This window comes from Kribbella sp. NBC_00359 (assembly GCF_036097425.1).
Lineage (GTDB): Bacteria > Actinomycetota > Actinomycetes > Propionibacteriales > Kribbellaceae > Kribbella.
Genome location: NZ_CP107975.1, coordinates 799,268 through 823,648 on the forward strand (window position 1 = coordinate 799,268; position 24,381 = coordinate 823,648).

The 24,381-nt window shown below is 68.8% G+C and carries 24 protein-coding genes and 1 tRNA gene; 13 read left to right on the forward strand and 12 right to left on the reverse strand.

From position 1 onward, the window contains the following. The first annotated feature begins 955 nt into the window (after positions 1–955). From OG876_RS03775 to OG876_RS03785, 3 genes are all read left to right on the forward strand, one after another. Complete coding sequence (locus OG876_RS03775) at positions 956–1,492, forward strand: DUF6817 domain-containing protein (RefSeq protein WP_328523333.1); 537 nt, start codon at positions 956–958, stop codon at positions 1,490–1,492. Between the two features lie 152 nt (positions 1,493–1,644). Beyond that, positions 1,645–2,571 (forward strand): alpha/beta fold hydrolase, encoded by a 927-nt coding sequence (locus OG876_RS03780; RefSeq protein ID WP_328523334.1) that lies wholly within the window; start codon positions 1,645–1,647, stop codon positions 2,569–2,571. Positions 2,572–3,703: 1,132 nt separating this feature from the next. After that, positions 3,704–4,120 (forward strand): hypothetical protein, encoded by a 417-nt coding sequence (locus OG876_RS03785; protein ID WP_328523335.1) that lies wholly within the window; start codon positions 3,704–3,706, stop codon positions 4,118–4,120. 263 nt (positions 4,121–4,383) lie between these two features. Here OG876_RS03785 and OG876_RS03790 read toward each other — a convergent pair whose 3' ends face one another. The 7 genes from OG876_RS03790 to OG876_RS03820 all read right to left on the reverse strand — a co-directional run bounded on the left by OG876_RS03790 (position 4,384) and on the right by OG876_RS03820 (position 12,044). Beyond that, entirely contained in the window at positions 4,384–5,106 is a 723-nt protein-coding gene (locus OG876_RS03790) for a PIG-L deacetylase family protein (RefSeq protein ID WP_328523336.1), read from the reverse strand. 77 nt (positions 5,107–5,183) lie between these two features. Next, positions 5,184–6,482 carry a D-arabinono-1,4-lactone oxidase gene (locus OG876_RS03795; RefSeq protein WP_328523337.1) on the reverse strand — a complete coding sequence of 433 codons (1,299 nt, stop codon included), beginning with the start codon at positions 6,480–6,482 and terminating at the stop codon, positions 5,184–5,186. Continuing rightward, positions 6,479–7,633 (reverse strand): amino acid deaminase/aldolase, encoded by a 1,155-nt coding sequence (locus OG876_RS03800; RefSeq protein WP_328523338.1) that lies wholly within the window; start codon positions 7,631–7,633, stop codon positions 6,479–6,481. The genes OG876_RS03795 and OG876_RS03800 overlap by 4 nt, the downstream gene beginning before the upstream one ends. Before the next feature lie 506 nt (positions 7,634–8,139). Further along, the gene (locus OG876_RS03805) at positions 8,140–8,784 is read right to left on the reverse strand and encodes a hypothetical protein (protein WP_328523339.1); all 645 of its coding nucleotides are present in this window, start codon (positions 8,782–8,784) and stop codon (positions 8,140–8,142) included. A gap of 128 nt (positions 8,785–8,912) precedes the next feature. Continuing rightward, the gene (locus tag OG876_RS03810; protein WP_328523340.1) at positions 8,913–10,292 is read right to left on the reverse strand and encodes a M15 family metallopeptidase; all 1,380 of its coding nucleotides are present in this window, start codon (positions 10,290–10,292) and stop codon (positions 8,913–8,915) included. A gap of 85 nt (positions 10,293–10,377) precedes the next feature. Further along, positions 10,378–11,478, reverse strand: a complete 1,101-nt coding sequence (gene dapC / locus OG876_RS03815) for a succinyldiaminopimelate transaminase (protein ID WP_328526853.1) — start codon at positions 11,476–11,478, stop codon at positions 10,378–10,380. Between the two features lie 95 nt (positions 11,479–11,573). Beyond that, on the reverse strand, positions 11,574–12,044 hold the full coding sequence (locus OG876_RS03820; protein WP_328523341.1) for a MarR family winged helix-turn-helix transcriptional regulator: 471 nt from the start codon (positions 12,042–12,044) through the stop codon (positions 11,574–11,576). An 86-nt stretch (positions 12,045–12,130) separates the two neighbouring features. On the opposite strand from OG876_RS03820, the gene OG876_RS03825 reads away from it, so the two are divergent. The 4 genes from OG876_RS03825 (at position 12,131) to OG876_RS03840 (ending at position 15,464) form a co-directional block, all read left to right on the forward strand. Continuing rightward, a complete protein-coding gene (locus OG876_RS03825) occupies positions 12,131–12,508 on the forward strand; it encodes a DoxX family protein (protein ID WP_328523342.1) in 378 nt (125 codons plus the stop codon). A 117-nt stretch (positions 12,509–12,625) separates the two neighbouring features. Further along, on the forward strand, positions 12,626–13,279 hold the full coding sequence (locus OG876_RS03830) for an FMN-binding negative transcriptional regulator (protein ID WP_328523343.1): 654 nt from the start codon (positions 12,626–12,628) through the stop codon (positions 13,277–13,279). A 3-nt stretch (positions 13,280–13,282) separates the two neighbouring features. Next, a complete protein-coding gene (locus tag OG876_RS03835) occupies positions 13,283–14,359 on the forward strand; it encodes an FAD-dependent oxidoreductase (protein WP_328523344.1) in 1,077 nt (358 codons plus the stop codon). Then, complete coding sequence (locus tag OG876_RS03840; RefSeq protein ID WP_328523345.1) at positions 14,346–15,464, forward strand: amidohydrolase family protein; 1,119 nt, start codon at positions 14,346–14,348, stop codon at positions 15,462–15,464. Before OG876_RS03835 ends, OG876_RS03840 begins: the two co-directional genes overlap by 14 nt. On the opposite strand, the gene OG876_RS03845 is transcribed toward OG876_RS03840, so the two are convergent. The 3 genes from OG876_RS03845 to OG876_RS03855 form a co-directional block, all read right to left on the reverse strand. Next, on the reverse strand, positions 15,461–15,799 hold the full coding sequence (locus OG876_RS03845; RefSeq protein ID WP_442914097.1) for a GroES family chaperonin: 339 nt from the start codon (positions 15,797–15,799) through the stop codon (positions 15,461–15,463). The genes OG876_RS03840 and OG876_RS03845 overlap by 4 nt on opposite strands. Continuing rightward, positions 15,796–16,068 carry a DUF3618 domain-containing protein gene (locus OG876_RS03850; protein WP_328523346.1) on the reverse strand — a complete coding sequence of 91 codons (273 nt, stop codon included), beginning with the start codon at positions 16,066–16,068 and terminating at the stop codon, positions 15,796–15,798. Before OG876_RS03850 ends, OG876_RS03845 begins: the two co-directional genes overlap by 4 nt. A gap of 93 nt (positions 16,069–16,161) precedes the next feature. Then, positions 16,162–17,205: a glucose 1-dehydrogenase gene (locus tag OG876_RS03855; protein WP_328523347.1), complete on the reverse strand. Its 1,044-nt coding sequence runs from the start codon at positions 17,203–17,205 to the stop codon at positions 16,162–16,164. Positions 17,206–17,274: 69 nt separating this feature from the next. On the opposite strand from OG876_RS03855, the gene bcp reads away from it, so the two are divergent. The 3 genes from bcp to OG876_RS03870 all read left to right on the forward strand — a co-directional run bounded on the left by bcp (position 17,275) and on the right by OG876_RS03870 (position 19,854). After that, positions 17,275–17,742 carry a thioredoxin-dependent thiol peroxidase gene (gene bcp, locus OG876_RS03860; protein WP_328523348.1) on the forward strand — a complete coding sequence of 156 codons (468 nt, stop codon included), beginning with the start codon at positions 17,275–17,277 and terminating at the stop codon, positions 17,740–17,742. Positions 17,743–18,082: 340 nt separating this feature from the next. Beyond that, positions 18,083–19,723, forward strand: a complete 1,641-nt coding sequence (locus tag OG876_RS03865) for a substrate-binding and VWA domain-containing protein (RefSeq protein WP_328523349.1) — start codon at positions 18,083–18,085, stop codon at positions 19,721–19,723. 50 nt (positions 19,724–19,773) lie between these two features. Continuing rightward, positions 19,774–19,854: transfer RNA gene (locus tag OG876_RS03870), tRNA-Leu, on the forward strand. Positions 19,855–19,869: 15 nt separating this feature from the next. Here the strand turns inward: OG876_RS03870 and OG876_RS03875 are convergent. Continuing rightward, positions 19,870–20,694, reverse strand: coding sequence for an SAM hydroxide adenosyltransferase (locus OG876_RS03875; protein ID WP_328523350.1), 825 nt, complete (start codon positions 20,692–20,694; stop codon positions 19,870–19,872). A 158-nt stretch (positions 20,695–20,852) separates the two neighbouring features. Further along, entirely contained in the window at positions 20,853–22,025 is a 1,173-nt protein-coding gene (locus OG876_RS03880; protein ID WP_328523351.1) for a Gfo/Idh/MocA family protein, read from the reverse strand. A gap of 185 nt (positions 22,026–22,210) precedes the next feature. On the opposite strand from OG876_RS03880, the gene OG876_RS03885 reads away from it, so the two are divergent. Genes OG876_RS03885 through rdgB form a run of 3 tightly spaced genes read left to right on the forward strand, consistent with a single transcriptional unit; the run spans position 22,211 to position 24,379 of the window. Next, complete coding sequence (locus tag OG876_RS03885; RefSeq protein ID WP_328523352.1) at positions 22,211–23,050, forward strand: SGNH/GDSL hydrolase family protein; 840 nt, start codon at positions 22,211–22,213, stop codon at positions 23,048–23,050. A 10-nt stretch (positions 23,051–23,060) separates the two neighbouring features. Beyond that, a complete protein-coding gene (gene rph / locus OG876_RS03890; RefSeq protein WP_328523353.1) occupies positions 23,061–23,777 on the forward strand; it encodes a ribonuclease PH in 717 nt (238 codons plus the stop codon). Continuing rightward, entirely contained in the window at positions 23,774–24,379 is a 606-nt protein-coding gene (rdgB, locus tag OG876_RS03895) for an RdgB/HAM1 family non-canonical purine NTP pyrophosphatase (protein WP_328523354.1), read from the forward strand. The genes rph and rdgB overlap by 4 nt, the downstream gene beginning before the upstream one ends. The last annotated feature ends 2 nt before the right edge of the window (positions 24,380–24,381 follow it).

Consider the following 24,381-nt stretch of genomic DNA (forward strand, 5'->3'; position numbering starts at 1 on the left):
CCCCGCACCACCCCCGCCTAACCCGCACCCCCACGGGCCAGCAACTTCTCAATCACCGCATCCCCCTTGGACCCGCGGGCGTCTGAACCATTCCCACTGCCTCGGCCCAGCACGCCCGACCGGCCCCTCGGCCCAGCACGCCCTCGAGCAGTCCCACTACCTCGGCCCGCTACGGTCGCGAGCACAGCAGCTCCCGGCCCGAGCCTCTCCACTCCCCGGACCGACCGTCTCGAACAACGGCCGCACCGTGCCAGAAGCGCCGCGACCAACCCGAAACCCCGCGTCCGAGACGGTCCCGAGCACTCACAACTCCTGGCCCGGCCCGGCCTCCAGCAACCCCACCGCCTCAGCCGAGCAGATCCCGCACAACCCCACCGCCTCGACCCAGCACGGTCATGAGCACCCCAGCCCCCGGCCCGGACCTCCCCACCCTCTCCGGACCGACCGTCTCGAACCACGGCTGCGCCGTGCCCGAAGCGCCGCGACCAACCCGCAACCCGCCACCGAGACGGTCCCGAGCACCTAGAACTCCTGGCCCGGCACGGCCTCCAGCAGCTGCAGGCCTCGGCCTCTGCACTCGCTGGCCAGGGGTCGCGAAGGAGCGGCGCGCCCTGGACGGAGGGCCGCGACCAACCCGCAGTCCGCGTCTGGGATGGTGTTGAGCACCTGCGTTCGCTCCGGCTCGGAAGTAGCTCGGCCAAGCTCGGGCGCTGACTCAAGCAACTCGCGGGCCTCGGCCGGAACGCGTCGGTGAGCCGGGGTCCTCGGGTGGGAGCTGGTGTGGGGGGCGCTGAGCAGCGCCTGCTCAAGCACACTGTGGGGCGAACGAGAAGTGAACTAGGTGTGACGGAAACGGCACGCCGCAGGTGTGGGCGGGGGTGGGGGGTTGGCTTTACCGTTAGGTGCCTGGGCCGGTCCGCAGGGCCCTGACCGCTCCGCATCGAGAAGGGGTCAGATGAGCACTTTCGAGGACTTGGGTTCGCTGTTGATGGTGCGCGGCGCCGACGAGATCGAGCACGCGGGCGGAAGCCTCTACGTGCATCTCCATCGGGTCGCCAAGCGCCTGACCACCCTGGGCGCATCCGACACCCTCGTCCTGGCCGGCCTCGCCCACGCGGCGTACGGAACCGATGGTTTCCCCACCCACCTGTTCGACTGGCAGACCGAGCGCCCGGTCCTGGAGTCCGTCATCGGCCCGGAGGCGGAGCTGATCGTCTACCGCTACGGCTCCTGTGAGCGCGAGACCACCTGGCGCGACCTCGCCGAACACCACACCGTCACCGACCGCTTCACCGGTACGTCGGAGGAGCTCAGCACCGCCGACCTCCGCGATTTCGTCGATCTCACCATCGTCAACGAACTCGACGTCCTCGACCACGCGCCAGCCCTGGCCCCGAAGCTTCGCCCGTTCCTCCAGGAGCAAATCCCCCGCTGGCAGTCCCTGGCCTCGCCCGCCGTCCTCGCCGAATCCCAGCGCCTCCTCCCTCTGTAGCCGTCACCGGCCTGCTACTCCGCCGACGAGATCGCGGTGCAGTCCGCCGCGCGTACTCCACGGCGGCTCTTCCCACCGGTCGCATCCACGCGGTCTCGGGGCATCGCCGTACCCACAGACGCCACGCTTGAGATGGCGGTCAGACTTGGGCTGTGAAACGGTTCCTGCGCCGGGCGTTGCTGGCCATCCTGGGCTTCTGGCTGATCGTCACAGCAGCATCGCTCGGCTACAACGCCTTCACCGGCGGAACCGCCGCACCACCACCCGGACTCAAGTTCGTCGAGGCCGGCGACGTCAACACCCGCTACGACACTTGGGGTACGACGGGCACGCCGGTGGTGCTCGTCCACGGCGCGGCCGAGTCAGTCGACACCTGGTCCCGGCTCGTACCGCTGCTGGCGACCAATCACCGCGTCTACGCGTACGACATCACCGGATACGGCTACAGCGAGCGCAAAGTGCCGTACACCATCGAGCATCTCGCCAGTCAGCTCCTGGGCTTCCTCGACGCGATGCACCTCGGCGGCCCCGGGCAGCCGCGGCCGATCCTCGTCGGCCACTCCCTCGGCGCCGGCGTCGTCACTGAGGCCACGCTGGAGGCACCGACTCGCGTCGGCGGAATCATGTTCCTCGACGGCGACGGTCTGCCCCTCCCCGGCGGCGGTCCCGGGCTGCGGCGCGTGATCGTCCCGCCGTACCGGACGACCCTGCTTCGCCTGGTCCTAGGCTCCGACTCGCTGATCCGCAAGATCTACAACAGCGCCTGCGCCCCCGACTGCCCCGCGCCGGATGTCGACCAGTGGACCCGCCCCTTCCGCCAGCCCGGCGCGGAAAGGGCGATCTGGCAAATGACAGCCCACGGAATCCCAGCAGTCTCCACCGACCGCCTGGCCCATCTCCGCGACCTCCCGATCCCCAAATCCGTAGTCTTCGGCGCCCTCGACACCGACGGCGGCAACCCCACCGAAACGGCCACCCGCATAGGCGCCCCCACCCCCACCCTCATCCCGAACGCCAATCACCTAACCCTCATCTCCAGCCCCACCCAGGTAGCCACAGCCATCGACGCCCTCCACTAACCACCCCCAGACGACCCACGGCCAAGCCCCACACCACGCCACGGACAGCCCGCGAGGCGCCTCGGGAAAACCACGATGCCGACCCGGGTCGGGCGGGTAGACAGCCGCCAGCCTCGCGGCCGAAACCCGCCACGGACAGCCCGCCCCCGAGGGACGCCTCGGGGAGACCACGATGCCGACCCGGGCGGGGCGCGTGACAGCGGCCAACCTCCCCGGCCGAAGCCAGCCACGGACAGCCCGCGAAGGGCGCCTCGGCAAGAACAGGATGCCGACCCGCGTCGGGGCGCATAGACAGCCGCCAGCCTCCCCGCCACAGCCACGCCACGGGCAGCCCGCGAAGCGCGCCTCGGGAAGAGCACGATGCCGACCCGGGTCGGGGCGCATAGACAGCCGCCAGCCTCCCCGCCACAGCCACGCCACGGGCAGCCCGCGAAGCGCGCCTCGGGAAGAGCACGATGCCGACCCGGGTCGGGGCGCATAGACAGCCGCCAGCCTCCCCGCCACAGCCACGCCACGGACAGCCCCCGAAGCGCGCCTCGGGAAGAGCACGATGCCGCCCCGGGCCGGGGGCATAGACAGCCGCCAACCTCCCGGGCGCAGCCACAGCACAACCGGCGAGCGGCGCCAGGTGCACGGCGCGCGGCGCACGGCGCACGGCGCCACCCTCGCCAAACCCTTCCAAGTACCGGAGGTAGATACGAGCGGGCGGGCTGATCTGAACCGCCCACGGAGCCCTCACCTACAGCTGGAGTACGACGGGAGCCAGGCCGCGGCATCCCGCAGCGGGTCGGCCGGCTCGGCCACCAGCGGCCACCCGTGAGCCCTTCCCCACGGAGTTGGTGCCGAGAGCCGGCCGCGGTCGCCGGCGTTGATCGGCGTTCGAGTTGAGCGCGGCGACGAGCATGACGAGAGGTGCCGGGCGTGATCTGATCGCGAGCGGTGTCGGAGGGCAGGAAGCTGAGAGGGCTGCGTGGTGGTGGCAGACGAGGGGGCGGAGCTCGGGGCGGATGGCGTGATGCCGACCCGGGACTGGAGCCCGCGAGCCGAGTGCACAGCCGAGTGGAAGCACTGCCTGGATGGGTCTGCTGGTGGGTTTCTGGAAAATGGGTGGGTGGGGGCGGATGATCGGGGTATGGCCCTGTATGAAGTGGTTGCTCGTGCTCAGACTGATCGACGGCTGTCCGACTCCGACTATCTCGAGCTCGCCTTGAAGTCGTGCACCCTGGACAAGGGCATGCGGTTCCAGCGGGTTGAGAATCTGCCCGACGGCACGATTGCCGTCGTATTGCAGCAGAAGCTGTCGCCGCGGAAGCACGACAGCGCGTGTGAGATGGCGAACCGCAGCCTTGCCCAGCTCGGCATCCCCGCCAGCCAGATTCAGCAGATCGACCTCCTTCGCATGACGCGAAAGGGTGGCCGCGACTTGGTCCGCTCCTGGGTCGGCCCGAACAACCCGCCTGGTCCGGACACCTCCGGCGACCGCGAGCCCCGGCACCCGAAGCCCGCGCCTCCACACCTGCGAGCATCACTCGAACTCCCCCGCGACTGACGGGGCGCACAAATATCCCGATCAAGCACCGCGGCGCCCGCGAGCACAAGGCCGTGCCGATGAGCGGCGTCAGTCGTGGGCGGCTCCGGCGTCCGCGATGAGCGGCGTCAGTCGTGGGCGGCTCCAGCGTCCGCGATGAGTAGCGTCGCTCGTGGGCGACTGTGGCGTCCCCGATGAGTAGCGTCGCTCGTCGGCGACGCCGGCTTTCTGTTGGCTGACCCCCCAGCGCGTAGGGAGAGCCGTGCGACGGTTGTGCGTGTCGGTTAGGGGGTGAAGACCTCGAAACGGGTGGCGTATTTGGTGCCTAGGAGGGTGCCGGCGGGGCGGGAGGTGCCTTCCAGGAATTCTTCGGGGTCGAAGTGCGGCCAGTTGAGGCCGTCGATGTAGGCCTTGTGGGCTTTGAGGGATTTGACGCCGATGTCGAAGGTGTCGGTGGTGTCCGCGGCGTGGCGAGCCTGTGGGGAGCCGGCGGCCCAGACCTGGCGTACGCCGCCCCAGCGGTCGCCGGCTTCGGGGAAGATCCAGCGGTTGGCGGCGTCGCGGACAGCGTCGAGGGTGGCGTGGCCGGTGTTGATGTGGTCGGCCTGGTTGAGGAGTACGTCGCCGTCCCAGGTCCCGCGGAAGTTGTTGGTGATCACGATCTCGGGCTGGTGCCGGCGGATCACGTCCGTGATGACCCGGCGGAGCGCAACGCCGTACTCGAGAGTGCCGTCCGGCTGACCGAGGAACTCGACCGTCGAGACGCCGACGATCCGCGCGGACTCGATCTGTTCACCTTCTCGCAGCGGGCCGCATTCGGCGGGCGCGAGGCCGTCGATGCCGGCTTCGCCGGAGGTGAGCAGGCAGTACACGATCTCCTTTCCCTGCCCGGTCCACCGCGCGATCGCCGCCGCGGACCCGAACTCCAGGTCGTCCGGATGCGCGACCACCGCCAATGCCTTCTGCCAGTCCTCGACTACAGGCTCGAGCCGCTCCACAGAGTTCATGTCCGCAGGCTAGCTCCCGCCGCACTACCTCGTGAACATCCGTGCCCGAACAGGAAGCCGCCGATGTGGGACACGGTTTAACCGAAGACTTGGCGGGTGTAGGGGTTCTCGAAGGTGTGGTGGGGGTCCAGGCGGGTGCGGACGGCTAGGTAGTCGTCGAAGCGGGGGTAGCGGGTGCGGAGGTCTTCGGCGGTGAGGGTGTGGAGTTTGCCCCAGTGGGGACGAGCGTTGTAGTCGGAGACGATGCGTTCGAAGGCCTGGAAGTACGGGTCGTGGGGCAGGCGGTGGTACTGGTGGATGGCGATGTAGGCGGTGTCGCGGCCGTACGCCGTGGAGAGCCAGATGTCGTCGGGGGCGGCGACGCGGACCTCGATCGGGAACGGGATGCGCGAGCCTGAGGTGTCGATCCAGTCGCGGAGGCGCCGGATGACGTCGACCACGTTCTCCCGGGGTACGGCGTACTCGGACTCGCGGAAGACCACGTTGCGTTCGGAACAGAAGACCTTGTACGACGCGTCGACGTACTCGCGGGCCGAGAGGGCGCGGGACGCGATGCGGTTGATCCGGGGAACCAGGCTTGCTCGTCGGACCGCCAGTCGGTTGGTCAGCTCGAAGACCTTGTTGGACAGGAGTTCGTCGTCTACCCAACCGCGGACACGGCCGACCGGGGACGGGCCGACGCCGGAGCCGACGCGGTCGTTGCGCTTGGTCAGCGCGATGTCGGTGTGCGGGAACCAGTAGAACTCGAAGTGATCGTTGCTGTCGGCAAATTCATCGAAACCGTCGAGGACATCGCCCAGCGGAAGCGGCATCTCCTGGGCGCGAAGGAGGAAGGCCGGCACGCACTGGAGGGTGAGGGCGCTGATCACACCGAGGGCGCCGACCGAGACGCGGGCTGCGGCGAAGACGTCCGGGTTCTCCTCGGCTGAGCAATGCAGGATCGAGCCGTCGGCGGTGACCAGGTCGAGGGCTACGACCTGTGTCGCAAGGCCGCCGAGACGGGCGCCCGTGCCGTGGGTGCCGGTCGAGATCGCGCCGGAGATGGTCTGTTTGTCGATGTCGCCGAGGTTCGCCATCGCGAGGTCGAAGGCGGCCAGGCCGGCGTTGAGTTTGCGCAGGCCGGTGCCGGCGCCGACGGTGACGCGCCCGGAATCCTTGTCTGCATGGATGATCGAGGACAGGCCGTCCATCCGGATCATCACCTGCTCAGGGACGGAGCAGCCGGTGAACGAATGCCCGGAGCCGACGGCCTTGAGCTTCTTGCCCTGCTCGGCGGCGGACTTCACCGCTGCGGCGAGCTCGTCGGTCGACGACGGGCGGAGGATCTCGACCCCCGTGGCCGACTCGGTGCCGGCCCAGTTCCGCCAGGTGCTCATCCGAAGTTCTTCCCCTCGCCTCGGTAGGTGGTGAGGTCGGTCAGCTCGTCGCCGTCGATCGCGTGTATGACATCGAATCGCTCCAGCATTTCGCCCGCCTTTGCATAGCGCATCCAAACTCTGTCTCCAAGATGCAGCGCATCGGCGGAACTCCCAAGGACCGGAGTCTGCACTTCTCCGGCACCTTCTGTGCCCAACAGCTTCAATCCGGACGGCCAGGCCGGCGATGGCAGGCGTGACTTCTTGGCCGGGCCGGAGGCGACGTACCCGCCGCCGAAGAGTGTGGCGATCCGTGGGGCAGGACGCCGTACGACGTCCAGCGCGTAGGCGACCGCGTGTTCCGGCTGGAAGACGTCGTACTTGTCGAAGAGGGTGGGGCCGTAGAGGCCGGAGCCGGCGGTGACCTCGGTGACTACCGGGTCGGCGCTGCTGACCTCGAGGCTGCCGGTGCCGCCGCTGTTGACTAGCCGAAGCGGCGCGTACTGCTTGACCGCGTCGACGACCGCGCCGCGGCGGTCGGCGAGTTCGGCGGCGGAGCGGCGCTTCACCCAGCGGACGGCGGGTGAGGTGTCGGGGAGGCCGGCGATCTGGGCCTCGTAAAACATCACGCCGGCCAGTTCGAAGGCGTCGTCGGCGGCGACTATGCGGGCGAGTGCGGCGACGTCGGCGGGGGTTCGGAGGGGTGAGCGGCGTACGCCGAGGTGCTGGCCGAAGACGCGGAGGGACGCGTCGACGTCGAGGCAGACCTGGATGCGCGCTCCGCCTGCGGTGACCGACTTGATGAACGCCAGGTGGTCGGGTGAGTCGATCATGAGGGTGATGCGGGCGGCTGCCTCGGAGTCCTTGGCGAGGGCGCGCAGGGCGGTGCGATGGGTTGTCGGGTAACCGATGAGGATGTCGTCGACGCCGTTGTGGGCGAGCCAGAGGGCTTCCGGGAGGGCGTAGCTCATCACACCGTGGAAGCCGGGGCGCTCGAGTGCGGCGGTGATCAGGGCGCGGCAGCGGACCGACTTGGACGCGACGCGGATCGGCGTGCCGGCGGCGCGGCGGACCAGGTCGTCGGCGTTGCGGCCGAACGCGCCGAGGTCGATCACCGCGTACGGCGCGTCGAGGTCCGCGGTCAGGCGGGCATACCGGTCGAAATCACCCATAACCGGAGTGTAGGACAAGCAATACTGAAAGGTAATACAACTTCTCGCTCGAGTTGAAGAGCACGGCGCCTGCGGCGCCGGGGTGAGGCGGGTGCGCTGGCGACCGGGCGGGACGGCCGAGGCGAGGTGGGGGTGGGGTGAGGCGGGTGCGCTGGCGACCAGGCGGGACGGCCGAGGCGAGGTGGGGGTGGGGTGAGATGAGCCGCGAGGGCGAGCGGGGGCGAGCCGAGCTCGGTTGAGGTGGTGGATGAGGTGGGGAGATGGGAAGAGCCGGGCGGCGTGGACCGGGCGGACTGAAGGAGCCGGGTGAGGCTGGCACGGTGAAGCGGGAGCGGGCCTAGCGGGGGCGAAACCGGGCGCGGGTGGATGAGCCGGGTGGGACGGCACGGTGAGGCGGGACGGGGGCGTGGCCGGGTGAACCGGGCTGGGTGGGTGAGGCGGGGTGGGGTGAGGTGAGCTCGGGGCGGGGTGGGGATGAGCCGGAGTGGGGGTTAGGGGCGAGGGGGTTATGGGGTGTCGATTGTGGAGTTGAGGGTGGGGATTACGGATTGGGCCCAGGGGGATTGGGTTTCGGGGTGGGGGGAGGTGGTGGCCAGGAGGGCGACGGTGGCGCCTTGGAGGGTGGAGATGTCTACGTAGGACTCGGCGCCGGCGTAGGTGCGGGTGGCGGCGGTTGCGGTGTTGTCGGACCAGAGTTGCTTGACGGAGAGGTCGCCGCCGGTGCCGCAGGCGGTCATGCGGGCGTGGTAGCCGTCGTAGTAGGCCTTGGCGTTGGTGGAGTTGGCGAAGCGGAGCAGCAGGGCCGTGGCGGGGAGGGCGTCGGCGGTTCGGTAGGTGCCGGCCAGGGCGTACTGCGGGACTGGGAGGGAGCCGGTTACCGGAGCACCGGAGCAGCCGGACGGTAGGGCTTCGAAGGCTGCCTGGTGGGGGTCGCGTTTGCGGGTCCAGGTGTTGTTGCCCAGGAATCCCGCCTCGGCACCGCCCGGGTCGGCGTACGTCTTCCAGCCGGAACCGAGCTTCTCGGGCGCCGGGAGGTTGCGGGCACTCAGCGGTCCCGCAGTGGCCGGCGGTGGTGCGGTTGCTTGCTCTGGTAGCTCAGGCGGCACCGCGGCGTCGGTGGGCTTCGCCGTGCTCAACGTGTTGGTGGGCACTGGCACAGTGCCGCCCACAGTGCTGGGAATCGGGGTTGCCGCTGTCGGAGCAGCCTGAGGCACCGACGGTGACCCAGAGCTGCAGCCCGCCAGCAACAGCGCCGACAGCCCAGCAACTACGACAGTCTTCACTTCGGCTCGAAGTGCTGGTAGTCGGGCTTGGCCCAGCCGGCGCCCCAGAAGTAGCCCTGGGCAACCAGAGCCTTGGTCGCGACGCTGCTCGCGAAGAGCATGCCGGGACGCGACACCGAGCGGTTGCGGTACGCGAGCCCGTTCGACGGATACCAGACGCCGTTCGCGGCCAGGTACGGGTTCTCCACGGTGTTGATGTCGATCGCCCACCCATAGGAGTGCGGCGAGAGCGAGTACGGATCACCGGTGACCCGGCGGCAGTTGAACGCCGACGTATTGTCGGCCGCCATCGACTTGACGTCACTGCCCCCGAACACGTCCACCCGCCGCATCTGCCGGATCGGGAACTTGGATGTGAACGTCGAGGTCCACACCGTGATCATCTTCGACACCGCGGCGTCTCGCAGGATCAGCTCACCACGGTGCACCTTCCCGTCGAAGCCCCAGTAGTTCAGCTGGAGCAACCGCAGCGACGACGGCTTGACCGGGCACCCGGCCCGGTACGTATTCGGCACCATTGCGGCCGAGACGGCGTACACCTTGGGGTTCAGTGCGGCCTTGATCACGATCTTGGCGAGGCCGGAGTACTCCATCGCGGGCTGGCTGACGTAGCGGGTCAGCACGCGCACGGTCCGGGTGGACGGGACGTCGTCCGGGACCCGGAGCCGGAAGTTGCCCGCCGCATCCATCTTGGCGATGCTCAGCAGGCGCCACTTGCCGCTGCCGAGGTAGTCCTGCAGCGCGAGCTCCTTGCCGGGCTCCGCCGGCGTCATCCGGCCGGTGACCGACACACCGGTCAGCGTCGCGTACCAGGCCGCCGGGGTGTTGATCACGATCTTGCGGTCCTGGATCGGGACGGTCCGGTACGCCGAGATCGCGAGCGCCGTCGTGTCCTTCACCCCGATCATGGTCCGGAACGCCCAGGTGCCGGTGTACGCCGAGGTGTAGGTGAACGTGTAGACCCCACCGGCCGTGGTGCGGGTCGACCCGCGCAGCACCCACGCGCCCGGGACGCGCTGCCACAGCGTGATGTACGAGCCGGTGATCGGCTGGCTGATCTTCCCGGTGAACACCGTCGGCTTGTCCTCCCAGGAGGCAGCCGGCTGGTTCAGCGTGATGGACCACGCCGCCGTTGGTGTTGGTGTCGGCGTCGGTGTGGGCGTTGGCTCCTCAGCCGCAGGAGGCGACGGCGTCTCAACCTCAGCAGGCGGCGTCGTGGTCGGCTCGACAGACGGAGTGGTCGGCTCGACAGCCGGAGTCGTCGCCTCGGCGACTCCCGGCGTCACAGACGGATCATCAGCCGCCTGCGCGGAGCCGACCGGCACCACAACCCCCAGCAGCAGTACCGCAACCACCCCGATAGAACGCGACCTCATATGCATGCCTCCCCCTCCTTGGGTTCACCTACCCACATAAGAGGCAGTCACACAAGAAGACGTCACACCCATCGGGGAAGTTCTGTCACTCCTGCAGTCTTTTCACCGCTGCATCGATGCGCTCGTCGGTGCCAGTGAGGGCAACGCGGATGTGGCGGGCGCCGGCGGTCCCGTAGAAGGCTCCGGGGGCGACGAGGATGCCGAGGTCGGCCAGGGCCCCCACCGAGCCATAGGCGTCGTACGACGGATGCGAAGCCCACAAGTACAGACCGCCGTTGGACAGGGTGATGTCCCAGCCGGCGTCGGTCAGTGCCTCGCGCAGGACCGAGCGGCGGCGCAGGTAGCGGGCCCGCTGCTCCTCCACATGTACGTCATCCGCGAAGGCAGCAGCCATGGCGGCCTGGATCGGCGACGGCACCATCAGACCGGCGTGCTTGCGTACGGCGAGCAGCTCAGCAACAACTGTGGTGTCACCGGCAACAAACCCAGCCCGGTACCCAGCAAGGTTGGACCGCTTCGACAGCGAGTGCACCGCGAGCAGGTTGTCGAAGCTGCCGCCGCACACGTCCGGATGCAGCACGGACACCGGCCGCTCGTCCCAGCCGAACTCGGTGTAGCACTCGTCGCTGACCAGCAGTACGTCGTTCGCCCGCGCCCACTCGACCGCACGACGCAGATCGTCGGCAGAGGTGATCTCACCGGACGGGTTGCGCGGGGAGTTCAAGTAGGCCACCCGGACTCGGCCGTCGTAGGTCGTCGGGTCCGCAACGGGCACGCTGTGGGCACGAGCCAGCGCCGCACCGGCCTCGTACGTCGGGTACGCCAGGTCCGGGATGAGGACCGTGTCACCGGCGCCGATGCCGAGCAGCGTCGGCAGCAGCATGATCAGCTCCTTGGTACCGATCACGGGCAGTACGCCGGTCTCCGGGTCCACTCCGGTGACGTCGAGTCGCCGGGCCATCCAGTCAACGGCCGCCTGCCGGGCGGACGCCGTACCGAGGGTGGTCGGGTACGACGGGGCGTCGGCCGCGTCCGCCCGGGCCTTCTTCACCAGGTCCGGCACCGGGTCCACCGGACTGCCGATGGACAGATCGACGATGCCGTCGGGATGCTCGGCCGCCTTCTGCTTGTAGGGGGCGAGCTTGTCCCACGGGAAATCGGGCAACCGGCTGGAGGTCTCGAAGATCACCCCGACATTCTCCCTCGCCCGCCGGCCGCACCGACGCCGGGCGCTCACACCGCGAGAACCTCGCGAGAACCCCGTGAGAAATCAGCGAGAAATCAGCAGGGCCTGCCGGGGTCGACCTTGGCGAGGAGCTGGTCCGCGATGACCTTCAGCTGAGCCAGTTGCTCCGGCGTGAGGGCGTCGATGACGTACTCGCGGACCGTCGTGACGTGACCGGGCGCCGCCGCGACCAGGATCTCGTAGCCGGCGTCGGTAATCCTTGCGACGGTGATCCGGCCGTCCTCCTCGGCCGGTCGGCGCTCGACGAAGCCGCGCTGCTCGAGCCGCTTGACCACGTGCGAGAGCCGGGACAGCGATCCGTTCGCGAACCCGGCCAGGTCACTCATCCGGCGCGACCGCCCGGGTGACTCGGACAGTCCGGCGAGCACCAGATACTCGAAGTGAGTCAGCCCGGAGTCCCGCTGCAGCTGATAGTCGAGCACGCCGGGCAGCTTGAACATCAGGGCGGCCAGCGACATCCACGCCGCCAGCTCGTCCGGCTCCAACCACCGCGTCTCGCCCGCCATGAGCACACTTTACCCGCTTAGTTGACGCTTCAAGTCAACCGGTCTACCTTTGGGTTGACGCATCAACTAGTGACCGAGAGTAGGACATGAACATCTTTCTGTGGATCGTCGCCGGGATCCTGGCCGCCTTCTTCCTCGCCGCCGGCGCGACCAAGCTGACCCAGAGCCGGCGCAAGCTGCTGGCGAACCCGAACATGCAGTGGGTCCAGGACTTCTCCGCCGGCACGATCAAGCTGATCGGCACCGCCGAGGTGCTCGGCGCACTCGGGCTGATCCTTCCCGGCGCCCTCGACATCGCCCCGATCCTGGTCCCGCTCGCCGCGACCGGACTCGGCGTGATCATGGTCGGCGCGATCATCACCCACGGCCGCCGCAAGGAGCCGCAGCCGATGGTCCTGAACGCGATCGTGCTGATCCTGGCCGTCGTCCTCGCGATCTTCCGCTTCGGCCCGAACAGCTTCTGAAGCCCGGCCGCTCGGCCCTGAGCACGACTCGGGTGGCGTGATGTTGTCGCAAGCCACGAAGCCCGTTCGGACGGCGTCCCGGATACTCGGGGCGTCGAGCAACCGAACGGAGTACGCATGTACGTCGATCCGGACTACGCCGAGCCCGACCTCGACGAGGTCGCCCGGCTGATCGAGGCCCACCCCTTCGCCACCCTGATCGCCGACGAGCCCGAACTGCGGATCGCCCACGTCCCGGTCCAGGTACGCCGGGACGCCGCAAACGGACTGGGGATCGTCGCGCACGTGGCCGGCCTGGATCCGTTCGCCGAGTCGATCCGTCAGCAGGCGCGGATCCTGGTCAGCGTGGTCGGGCCGTCGGTCTACGTCAGCCCGGCGTGGTACGCCAGCCGCGGACTGCCGACGTACAACTTCGTAGCGATCGAGTTGCGTGGACAGGCGGTCCCTCTCGACGATCCGGACGCCGTACGGGCGCATCTGATGCGGCTGGTCCAGGATCACGAGCAGGCGCTGAATCCAGGCGATCCGAAGGCACGGTGGCGGGTGGACGAGTGGGCGCGGGACCGCACCACCGATCTGCTGCCGGAGCTGCAGGCGTTCACCCTGCGGGTCGACCAGGTCATCGCGAAGGTGAAGATGGGTCAGAACCGGACCGAAGGCGATCGGGTGGGCACGATGGCCGCGCTGCACGATTCGGCGCGCACTGACCACCAGGTGGTGGAAGGCTTGATGCACGCCCGGTACGACAGCGAGGGGCGCGCGAAGGGGTGAGCGATGACGTACGACGTGGCTGTGGTGGGGGCAGGTGCGATGGGGTCGGCCGCGGCTCGTGCTCTGGCGGCGGCCGGGCGTGAGGTCGTCGTACTAGAGCAGTACACGCTCGGGCACGACCGAGGCGGATCACATGGTGGCACGCGCCTCTTCCGACCGGCAGCGGACAACGCGGAGGTGGCACGGCTCACCGAGCAGGCGCGACCGCTGTGGCGCGAGCTGGAGGCGGACTCGGGCGAGACACTCTTCGAGGTGACCGGCGGGATCGACCATGGTGTGGACGACGCGACGGTCGAGGCGTTCCGGTCGTTGCATGCGGCAACCGGCGAGGTGCTTACGCCGGCAGCGGCGGCGGAGCGCTGGCCGGGGTTCCGGTTCGAGACACCGGTGCTGTATCAGCCCGGTTCGGGACGGTTGTACGCCGACCGGACTGTCAAGGCGCTGCAGTCGGTGGCGACACGGCTGGGCGCCGAGTTCCGAGTGCAGTCGCCGGTGCGAGCGCTGCGGATCCACGACGGGCTGGTGGAGCTCGACGTACCGGGTGGTGCGGTGCGGGCGCGGCAGGTGGTGGTGACGGCTGGGTCGTGGGCTCCGAAGCTGCTGACCGGACTGGTGCCGTTGCCGGCGTTCACTGTGACGCAGGAGCAGCCGCGGTTCTTCGCACCGGTGTCGGACGACCTGGACTGGCCGAGCTTTGTGCACTCCGGTCCTTTCAGCTACGGGCTCTACGAGCCGGGCTCTGGCGTGAAGGTCGGATTGCACGGCACTGGTCCCGTAGTCGATCCGGACACCCGTGACTTCGCGGTGGAGCCGGCGCGGGATGCCGAGCTGCTGCGGTACGTCGAGGACTGGTTCCCGGGTCTGGATGCGCGGAAGTCGACGGCGATCAGCTGTCTGTACGACAACACACCGTCGGACACCTTCGTCATAGACCGGGCCGGTCCCATCACGGTCGCGGTCGGGTTCTGCGGCCAGGGCTTCAAGTTCGTGCCGCTGATCGGCGCGTTCGTCCGCGATCTGGTACTGGGCGAGCGCACGGTCCCGTCGCGGTTCCGGTTGGCCGGCCATGCTGCTCGCTGACCACCTGGCGAGCCTGCCGTTGGTGGACCACCACGTGCACGGCGTAGCGAAGGGTCCGCTCGACCGGGCGGGTTTCGAGCAGCTGATCACCGAGTCGGACCGTCCGGTCCCGGCGTGGATGTCGACGTTCGATTCCCAACTGGGCTTCGCCATCCGTAAGCACTGCGCTCCTCTGCTCGGACTCGAGCCGCACGCGTCGGCCGACGACTATCTGGCCGCACGCGCACAGCACGACGAGGCCTCACTGAGCCGGCTCTTCCTCAGCGCAGCCGGCGTGAGCGACTACCTGGTCGACACCGGCTACCTCGGCGACGCTGTGACCGGTGTGGACGAACTTGCCAAGCTGAGCGGGGCTCGCGCGCATGAGGTGGTCCGACTGGAGTCAGAGCTCGAGTACGTCGCCGCACACGAGTCCACCGTGACCGCCGTACCGGATGCGCTGGAGCGACGGCTGGAAGAGCGGACTGCCGATGCGGTCGGGCTGAAGAGCATCGTGGCCTACCGCCATGGCTTCGACTTTGATCCGGCCGAGCCCACTGCTGCAGAAGTCGCCACCGCATTGGAGCGCTGGTACGCCGATGGGCCGGCGCGAGTCAGCGACCCGGTGCTCCTCCGCTGGCTGCTCTGGACCGGCGCACGCCGCGGTCTGCCGCTACAACTGCACGTCGGCTTCGGTGACCCGGACCTGAACCTGCACAAGACCACTCCGCTGCTCCTGACCGAGTGGCTCCGCCAGGTCGAGCCACTGGGCACGCAGGTCGTGTTGCTGCACTGCTATCCGTTCCACCGCGAGGCGGGCTACCTCGCGCACGCCTTCCCGCACGTGAGCTTCGACCTCGGCCTCACCACTATGTACGTCGGAGCCCGCGCAGCCGCCGTACTCGCGGAGGGTCTGGAGCTGGCGCCGTACGCCAAGCTGCTCTATTCCTCCGACGCGTGGGGTCCGGCCGAGCTGCACTTCCTCGGCGCCACGCTGTGGCGGCGCGCGGTGGCGTCTGTGCTCGGCGGCTTCGTCGACCAAGGCGACTGGTCCGCCGAGGACGCCGTGCGGGTTGCCGCGCTGTGGGGCCGGGACAACGCCCGGCGGCTCTACCAGCTGGACTAGAGGTAAAGGCCGGTCTGGCCGTCCTCGAGGCGGCCGGCCGCGACGGCGTGCAGGTCACGCTCGCGGAGCAGGATGTAGTCGTCGCCGCGGACCTCGACCTCGGCCCGGTCCTCCGGGTCGAACAGGACCCGGTCGTCGACCTCGACGGTGCGAACGTTGGCACCGATCGCGACCACCTTCGCCCAGGCGAGCCGGCGGCCCATCTGCGCGGTGGCCGGGATCAGGATGCCGGCCGACGACTTGCGCTCACCTTCGGCCTCGAGCGAGACCAGGACCCGGTCGTGCAGCATCCGGATCGGCAGCTTGTCGTCGGAGAGCCGCTTGCGAGAAGTCACCGGCGACCCACCAGCCGGCGGATCAGCAGCAGGACGGCGAGCACGCCGACCACGGCGCCGCCGACCGCGACGATCTTCTGGGTGCGGAGCCGGCCGCTCTCGTCGAACACCTGGGCCTTGGCCTGCTCGACCTGCCGCAGGGCGACGTTCTTCGGGTTCGCGCGGTCGACCAGCTCGTCCACGGTCGAGGCCAAGCGCGCCCGGGTGGCGGCGATGTCCGCCTCGATCTGCTCGGCGGTCCGAGCCTTGGTGGCCTTCGTGTCCGACACCTGTCGACACTCCCATCTAGAAAACCAACACCGTACTGGTCGGGCCTGGCCCGGGATGGCCGGGGCTGCCCTTCGTAGTCCCATCCTCGCAGGTCATCCCCGCAAGTCCACGACCACCTTGATGTCGTCCGGCTCACGGACCAGCGCCGACGGCCAGTCCGACAGCGGCACGGTCCGCGTGATCAGCCGCTCGAGCCAGGACCGGTCGGCCGCGACCAGCACGTCCACGGCGTCCGCGTAGTGGCGCTTGGCCGCATTCACCGACCCCACCAGCACCGCGTTGCGAACCACCAACTGCCGGATCAGCGCATCGAGTTGTACATCGATCGACGCCGGACCGGGCGCGATCCCGGTCAGACACATGACCCCGGCCCACCCGAGCAGCTTCGCGCAGTCGTACACGACCCGCCCTGCCCCGGTCGCCTCGATCACCACGTCGGGTACGACGGTCAGGTCGTCCAGGTCGGTCAGATACGTCCCGCCGAGTGCCCGCACCAACTCCGGTTTCGGCCCGTCCACGACCCGGTCCAGGACATGGACGTCGTACCCGCGTTGCGTTGCGATCAGTGCGGCCAGCAGCCCGATCGGTCCGGCGCCGGTGACGAGCACGTGCTTCGGCCCGAACCACGACCGCGCGCCGACCTGGTCCACCTGCTCCCAGGCCTTGGTGAGGATGCTGGCCGGCTCCACGAGTACGCCGAGGTGCCCGAGCTCACTGGGGACGGGCACGGCGAAGTACGGGTCCACGCGCCACCGCTCAGCGCCGTACCCGTCCATCTCTTTGATGCCGCGCTCGGTGTACAACCCGTTGCGGCAGAAGTCCCACTCGCCGCGCGCACAGGCCGGACAGGGCTCCGGGTCGGGCCTGCGGACCACACCGGCGACCAGGTCTCCCGCGTTGAAGCCGGAGCCCTCCGGTGCCTCCAGCACTCGCCCCAGCGACTCGTGGCCGATGACGAGGTGGTCGGTGCCCGGTCTGCCGCTGCCGAACGCTCCGGACACCAGCTCGATGTCGGTCCCGCAGATGCCGGTGAGCAGTCCCTCCACGAGGACCGCCCCATCACCGGCGGGCGGCTCCCCTACTGCTCCTACCCTGGCCGAGTCGGCTTTCCCCGGCGTGACTGTCATGGCCCGCATGCGCTCAGGCTAGCGGGGGCTCCGCACGTAGGATTGCGGCAGTTGATCCGATCCCCCGTGGAGGGCCTGATGTCCGAACGTCTGTCGGCCGGCGACACCGCACCCGACTTCACCCTTCCCGATGCCGACGGCAACGAGGTGGCGCTGAAGGATCTGCGCGGGAAGAACGTGATCGTCTACTTCTACCCGGCCGCGATGACGCCGGGCTGCACCAAGCAGGCCTGCGACTTCCGCGACTCGCTCGACTCGCTGCAGGCCGCCGGGTACGCCGTCCTCGGGATCTCCCCGGACAAGCCGGCCAAGCTGGCCAAGTTCCGCGAGCGGGACGGCGTCACGTTCCCGCTGCTGAGCGACCCGGACAAGGACGTCCTGACCGCGTACGGCGCCTTCGGCGAGAAGACCATGTACGGCAAGAAGGTCACCGGCGTGATCCGGTCCACCTTCGTCGTGGACCCCGAGGGCAAGATCGCGCTGGCGCAGTACAACGTGAAGGCCACCGGACATGTCGCCAAGCTCCGGCGGGACCTCGGCCTCTGATCCCGAGGCAGTGAAAAGACAACCTTGTCAGGACCTGCCGTGGAGGGAAACCTTCGACCGTTTCATGTGGCTGGTCCATGGAACGGTCGTTTGAGCCAAAGTCTTAATGTGATTTGGATCACACCGAGATCTCACCACACCGGAGCCGAGACGCTACCGTCCGTGAGTTTTACAGCGTTCCTGTGAAAGAGCGGTACTCCCCGGACGACCGGCGTCCAGCCCGTGGTGTGTCAAGAACCGTCGCGACCTTCGCCGTGACCAGCCGAAACCGGGTAATCTGCGCGCGCAGTCAGCCTCTGGGAGGGAGGGACCTGCCGCGATGGGAAAACATTCCTCTGCGGTGACGCGAAGTAACAACAACCGCCGTTCGGTGTACATCACCGCGGTCGGGCTACTGGTGCTGTCGTTGGGCGCCGTGTTTGTGGTCCGCTCCTTCGGATCGCAGTCGGGGGCAGACGGTTTCCTCGGCGGCAGCAAGTCGTGCGACGACCCGGCGCAGATCCAACTGAGCACCACGCCCGAGATGCAGTCCTCACTCGAAGCAGCGGCCAAGTCGCTGGCGAGCAAGGGCGGTCAGGACGGTACTCCGTGTCTGCAGTTCACCATCACCGCGGCTCCCTCGGCGAAGGTCGCCCAGGACGTCGCGAAGGGCAGCGACAACCGGCCCGATCTGTGGGTCCCGGACTCCTCGTTGTGGGTCGCCCAGGCCGATGACGGGCAGACCGTCCCGAATATCGTCGTACCGTCGATCGCGACCTCCCCGCTGGTGCTGGTCGGGCGGAACTCGAACTTCGCCGACACCTCGTCCTGGCTGCGCAGCCTCGGCACGCAGGGCGTCGATCCGGCCCTGCTGGACCCGCTGAACACCTCGACCGGCGCACTCACGCTGCTCGCGATCCAGTCGGAGCGGCAGAAGACCTCTGCGTCGGAGACCGCGGTGAACGGGTTGATCGTGCCGCTCGCGCAACACCTCGGATCGATGGCCAAGCCCTACACCGACGTCAACGCACTGTTCGGCCGCGCTGCGGCGGACGGCAGCCAGATCGTCGTACCGGCGTCGGAGCAGAGCTTCGTGAAGTACCAGGAGGAGCACCCGGACGCACAGCTCAAGGCAGTCGTTCCGGCCACCGGCACGCTGTACCTGGACTACCCGATCGCGGTCACCGCGAAGTCCGACACCGACCAGGCCACCTCGGCGGCCAACGCGCTGGCCGGCGAGATGCTCTCCGACGCCTACGGGCAGGCCCGCGACGACGCCGGCTTCCGGGACGGGTCGATGAGCGCACTCAGCGGCGGCCGCGGCGTCGGTGACGCCAGTCAGCTGACCAAGCCGACCGTCGAGGCGGTCAACAAGATGCTGCTGAACTGGACCCGGCTCTCCCTGTCCACCCACTCGCTCGCGGTGATCGACATCTCCGGCTCGATGGGCGACAAGGTCGGCGGCAAGACCCGGATGCAGCTGACCATCGAGGCGGCCACCGGCGGCCTGTCCCTGTTCCCGAACAGCGCCTCGCTCGGCCTGTGGACGTTCTCGACCAAGATCGGGACGGACGGCAGCAGCGACTACAAGGAACTGGTCCCGATCGCCCCACTGTCGGACCGGCAGCGGCAGAAGATCGTCGGCCAGCTGAAGATCCAGAAGCCGGTCCCGAACGGCGGCACCGGTCTGTACGACACCGCCATCGCGGCGGTCCGCGCGGTCCGGAACCAGTACGTCTCCACTGCGGTCAACTCGATCCTGCTGTTCACCGACGGCAAGAACGACGACCCGGGCAGCCCGACGCTGCAGGAGACCGTGAGGACGCTCGAAGGCATGAAGGACCCGTCCAAGCCGATCCGCATCATCGCCCTCGGCATGGGCCCCGACGCCAACCCGGACGAGCTCCGCACCCTGGCCGCGGCGACCGGCGGCCAGTCGTACGTCGCCCGCAACCCCAGCGACCTCCGCCAGGTGTTCATCGACGCCCTGCAAAGCCGCTGAACAGAGCCGCCTCCCCTAGGATGTCTGTCCGAGGGGAGGCGGCTCCCCCGGCCAGAGTGGTGGAACGGCAGACACGCCGGCTTTAGGTGCCGGTGCCCCCGGGCGTGCGGGTTCAAATCCCGCCTCTGGCACGTACTCCGACTCCCTCACACGGCGTACGGCGTCGTGCTGCGGTGTAGTGGGGTGTCGCCCGGGTGGAGGTTGAAGTGGTCGGCGGCGGAGGCGCCGCGGATGACTAGTTCGACGAAGTCGAAGCCTGAGCTGCCGGGGATGAGGCCGGCGGATCCGCGGGGGACGTCGGTGAGGTGGCGGTAGCACGTGACCTCCTGGCCGGCGACCGGGAGTGTCGCCCCGATGGTGAAGCCGAGGTCTTCGGGGCGGCAGTCGAACTTGCAGTTGCCGAAGTTGTCGACGACGCTCACCACGATCGGGTCGTCGTCTCCGAGGCTCGGTACGTCGTCCAACGTCGACGGCACGGGCTGATCCTCGGTGACCCATTTGGCCAGCAGGGGCAGGTACCAGAGGCTGCGGAACTGCGTGTCCGCGATCCGCTCGACTTCCGCCGTACTGAGATCAGTCCACGCCGTGGCGGCTTCCAGGACCTCGTGGATGTCGGTGACGTAGACCTGCTTGATCTTCAGTTCCCGGCGGACGAGGGACAGGGCGCGCGCGTTCAGCGTGCTCGCCACCAGATGCCGGCCGTAGCGGAAGTAGCAGAACGGCACGCCGTTCGGCCATTGCCCGTCGCGGGGCGCGATGTTCAGCAGGGTGATGGTGGGATGGCCGGCCTCGCCGAGGGACTCGGTCGATCTCAGACAGTCGAGCAGGGTGAGTGCGGCGAACGACTCCGGGTCGGGCCCGTCGGCGGCGATGATCGTCGGCGCCTGGCCGAACAGCGCACCGATCCGGGTGCTGAGTCTGGCCCGGGCGTTGCCGTCGGAGCAGTCGGTGACATAGGTGATCGGGTACATCGAAATCTCCAAACATGTGCAGCAGCTGGGAAACGAGAGAGGCCCCCGACACAGGGGGCCTCTCGCTGCAAGCACATGCGCCTACGCCGCTAGAGTCCTCCGCACCGAGGGCTCAGCATTCGCATAGCGGCGTACCAGGTCACGATCGGGATGCTACCTCACCGCACCTGGCCGTTGTCGAAGTAATTGACCAGGGTGGGGTCGAGCGGCGGGATGTCCATCGGAGTCCCGTTCGAGCGCAGCGACATCGTTGCCGCGTATCCCGCGGCGACCGCGGCCCGGGCGGCGACCGGGGACGTGAGCGTCGTCCCGCCGTCTCGGACGAACCGGACGAACTCGGCCACCAGGTGCGGGTCGGCGCCGCCGTGGTGGTCGGACTCGCCGGAGATCTCGACCACCTGGTCGGCATCCTCGCGGTACCCGGACCGGCGGCTGTTCCAGACCTTCACCACGCCGCCGGCGGTGTCGCCGAAGTTCTCCAGCCGGCCGTGGGTGCCGATCACGGTGTAGTTGCGCCAGTAGTCCGGCGTGTAGTGGCACTGCTCGTAGGTCATCAGTACGCCGTTGTCCAGCAGGAGATTCGCCGTCGAGAGGTCCTCGACGTCCATCACCGGCGCCAGACCCTTCTGCTCCAGCGGCGGCCAGTTGGACTCGGACACGAAGTCCTTGAACCGCTCCCCCGACCGGTCGAGCCGGTCCTCGATCCCGCCGTACAGGGTGAGTGCGCCCATCGCGTTCACCCGGGTCGTGTAGCCGCCGGCCAGCCAGTGCATCACATCGATGTCATGGGCACCTTTCTGCAGCAGCAGTCCGGTGGTACGACGGCGATCGGCGTGCCAGTCCTTGAAGTAGAAGTCGCCGCCGTGGCCGACGAAGTGCCGGCACCAGATCGCCTTCACGTCGCCGATCGCGCCGGCCTGGATCAGCTCGCGCATGGTCAGGACGACGGGCATGTGCCGCATGTTGTGCCCGACGTACAGCCGCGCGCCGGAGTCGTACGCCGCCTGCAGCACCCGGTCGCACCCCTCCGTGGTGATCGCCAGGGGCTTCTCCACGAAGACCGGGACGCCGGCCCGGAGGAAGTCGATCGCCGGCTGCTCGTGCAGGTCGTCCGGCGTGGTCAGGAAGACCCCGTCGAGCTTCTGGTCGAGCAGTTCGGCGTGGTCGCCGTACGCGGTCGCATCCGGGTAGCGCTCGAGGGCCAGGTCCCGCTGGGCCGCGACCGGGTCGCAGACGGCGACGATCGCGGAGCCCTCGCCGGGCTTGTGGGCGTACTGCGCGAGGCGGCTGCGGGCACCGAGACCCACCAGACCAAACCGAAGATCACTCATCAGCTAGCAACTCCTGCACATAGTTGTTTGGAACAGCCTAACTCCGAGCATTTCTGCCACTCAATGGTGATCTTGCCCTCGAGCCTGGTCCCCAATGCTCGGTTGGTGTTGACATGACGGCAACCTCGGTCTCACCGGGAACTCGCTCCGTGCCGACACCATGGCGGAATGTGAGCCTCCACTACGTGGCACTGGGGGACTCGACCACCGTGGGTGTCGGGGACCCGATGAACGGCAGTACGACCGACCTGTCCGGTGCCGGCGCGCGCCCGGGCGAAGGGTGGCGGGGCTGGGCCTCGCTGCTCGCCGACTCCCTGGCCAGCTCCCACCGTGTGACGTTCTCCAACTTCGCGACCAGCGGCGCCACCGTCCCGGCTGTGGCGACCGACCAACTGCCCGAGGCTGTGTCCACCGGTCCGATCGACATCGCCTCGCTCATCGTCGGGGTCAACGACACCCTGCGATCCACCTTCGACGCGGGCCGGATCCGCGACTGCCTGTATCTGTGCGCCGAGCAACTGACCGCCCGCGGCGCGCTGCTGCTCACCGTCCGCTTCCACGACCACGGCCAGGTGTTCGGCCTGCCGGTGTGGCTGCGCCGGCCACTGTGGCAGCGGATCGAGCAGGTCAACCTCGCGTACGACGACCTGCACGCGAAGTTCGGCGGGATCCGGCTGGACATGGCCGACTACCCGGAGGTGTACCGCCGGGACTTCTGGAGCATCGACCGACTGCACCCGGGTGAACGCGGCCACCGCACACTGGCCCGGGCGTTCGCCGACGAACTCGCCCGGCGTGGGCTGCAGATCGACATACGCCCGGACTTGGACTGTGCGTACCGGTCGCCGAGCAGGTGGGCGGATGCGTTGTGGCTGGTCCGCGAAGGCGTCCCGTGGCTCGGTCGGCGCGCCCACGACCTGGTGCCGTGGGCGGCCCGGATGGCCGTGACCCAGTTCCATTCGTCCCCCGGCCCGCTGGCGCTTCCGCCGTCCACCGGTTCGGAGGTGCGGCGCCTGGAGGCATAGGGTCTGCAGCATGGCGCGTATCGATGGACGTAGTGCGGATCAGCTCCGGCCCGTGACCCTGACCCGCAAGTGGCTCGACCACGCCGAGGGCTCGGTGCTGGTCGAGTTCGGCCGGACCCGGGTGCTGTGCGCGGCGAGTGTGACCGAGGGCGTGCCGCGGTGGCGGAAGGGCTCCGGGCTCGGCTGGGTCAGCGCGGAGTACGCGATGCTGCCGCGAGCGACCAACACCCGCTCCGACCGCGAGTCGGTGAAGGGCAGGATCGGCGGCCGGACGCACGAGATCTCCCGGCTGATCGGCCGCTCTTTGCGCGCCGTGATCGACTACAAGGCACTTGGCGAGAACACGATCCTGCTCGACTGCGACGTACTGCAGGCCGACGGCGGAACCCGGACCGCGGCGATCACCGGTGCGTACGTCGCCCTCGCGGACGCGGTGTCGTTCCTGCGCGACCGCAAGCTGCTGAAGAGCGAGCCGCTGACCGGCACGGTGTCCGCGGTCTCGGTCGGCATCATCGACGGCGCCCCGATGCTCGACCTCTGCTACGAGGAGGACGTCCGGGCCGAGACGGACATGAACCTGGTCATCACCGGCGAGGGCAAGTTCATCGAGGTGCAGGGCACGGCCGAGGGCGCGCCGTTCGACCGCGCCGAGCTGGACAGCCTGCTCGAGCTCGGTACGGCGGGATGCGCGGAGCTGGCGAAGCTGCAGCAGGACGCGCTGTCGTGAGTCGGGTCCTGCTCGCCTCGAACAACAAGAAGAAACTCGAGGAACTGCGGCGGATCCTGACCCCGATCGTGCCCGGGATCGAGGTGCTCGGGCTGGGCGACGTACCGCCGTACGACGAACCTGCCGAGACCGAGCCGACGTTCGAGGGCAACGCGTTGCTGAAGGCGCATGCGGCGCTCGCGGCGACCGGACTGCCGTCGATCGCTGACGACAGCGGCATCTGTGTCGACGCGCTGAACGGGATGCCCGGCGTACTCTCGGCGCGCTGGTCCGGACCGGCCAAGGACAACCACGCGAACAACCTGCTGCTGCTCGGCCAGCTGGAGGACGTGCCGGACGAGCGGCGTGGTGCGTCGTTCATCGCCGCGGTCGCGTTCGTCCGGCCCGACAGCTCCGACGAGCTGGTGCTCGGCGAGATGCGCGGCTCGGTGATCCGCGAGCTGCGCGGCACCGGCGGTTTCGGGTACGACGTCCTGTTCCAGGCGGAGGGGTACGACCGGACCACCGCGGAGCTGTCGATCGAGGAGAAGGACGCGATCAGCCACCGGGGCAAGGCGCTGCGGGCGCTCGCCCCGATCGTCGCGAAGGCGCTGGGAGGCTAGAC

Excerpts from the sequence above, each read along its gene's own strand:
- OG876_RS03835 (WP_328523344.1), top strand. The coding sequence starts at position 13,283 with ATGACGTACGACGTGGCTGTGGTGGGGGCAGGTGCGATGGGGTCGGCC.
- bcp (WP_328523348.1), top strand. The coding sequence starts at position 17,275 with ATGTCCGAACGTCTGTCGGCCGGCGACACCGCACCCGACTTCACCCTT.
- OG876_RS03790 (WP_328523336.1), bottom strand. The coding sequence starts at position 5,106 with ATGAACTCTGTGGAGCGGCTCGAGCCTGTAGTCGAGGACTGGCAGAAG.
- OG876_RS03785 (WP_328523335.1), top strand. The coding sequence starts at position 3,704 with ATGGCCCTGTATGAAGTGGTTGCTCGTGCTCAGACTGATCGACGGCTG.
- OG876_RS03825 (WP_328523342.1), top strand. The coding sequence starts at position 12,131 with ATGAACATCTTTCTGTGGATCGTCGCCGGGATCCTGGCCGCCTTCTTC.
- OG876_RS03875 (WP_328523350.1), bottom strand. The coding sequence starts at position 20,694 with ATGTACCCGATCACCTATGTCACCGACTGCTCCGACGGCAACGCCCGG.
- OG876_RS03830 (WP_328523343.1), top strand. The coding sequence starts at position 12,626 with ATGTACGTCGATCCGGACTACGCCGAGCCCGACCTCGACGAGGTCGCC.
- OG876_RS03820 (WP_328523341.1), bottom strand. The coding sequence starts at position 12,044 with ATGGCGGGCGAGACGCGGTGGTTGGAGCCGGACGAGCTGGCGGCGTGG.
- rph (WP_328523353.1), top strand. The coding sequence starts at position 23,061 with ATGGCGCGTATCGATGGACGTAGTGCGGATCAGCTCCGGCCCGTGACC.
- OG876_RS03855 (WP_328523347.1), bottom strand. The coding sequence starts at position 17,205 with ATGCGGGCCATGACAGTCACGCCGGGGAAAGCCGACTCGGCCAGGGTA.
- OG876_RS03775 (WP_328523333.1), top strand. The coding sequence starts at position 956 with ATGAGCACTTTCGAGGACTTGGGTTCGCTGTTGATGGTGCGCGGCGCC.
- OG876_RS03800 (WP_328523338.1), bottom strand. The coding sequence starts at position 7,633 with ATGGGTGATTTCGACCGGTATGCCCGCCTGACCGCGGACCTCGACGCG.
- OG876_RS03840 (WP_328523345.1), top strand. The coding sequence starts at position 14,346 with ATGCTGCTCGCTGACCACCTGGCGAGCCTGCCGTTGGTGGACCACCAC.
- OG876_RS03810 (WP_328523340.1), bottom strand. The coding sequence starts at position 10,292 with ATGAGGTCGCGTTCTATCGGGGTGGTTGCGGTACTGCTGCTGGGGGTT.
- OG876_RS03795 (WP_328523337.1), bottom strand. The coding sequence starts at position 6,482 with ATGAGCACCTGGCGGAACTGGGCCGGCACCGAGTCGGCCACGGGGGTC.
- OG876_RS03880 (WP_328523351.1), bottom strand. The coding sequence starts at position 22,025 with ATGAGTGATCTTCGGTTTGGTCTGGTGGGTCTCGGTGCCCGCAGCCGC.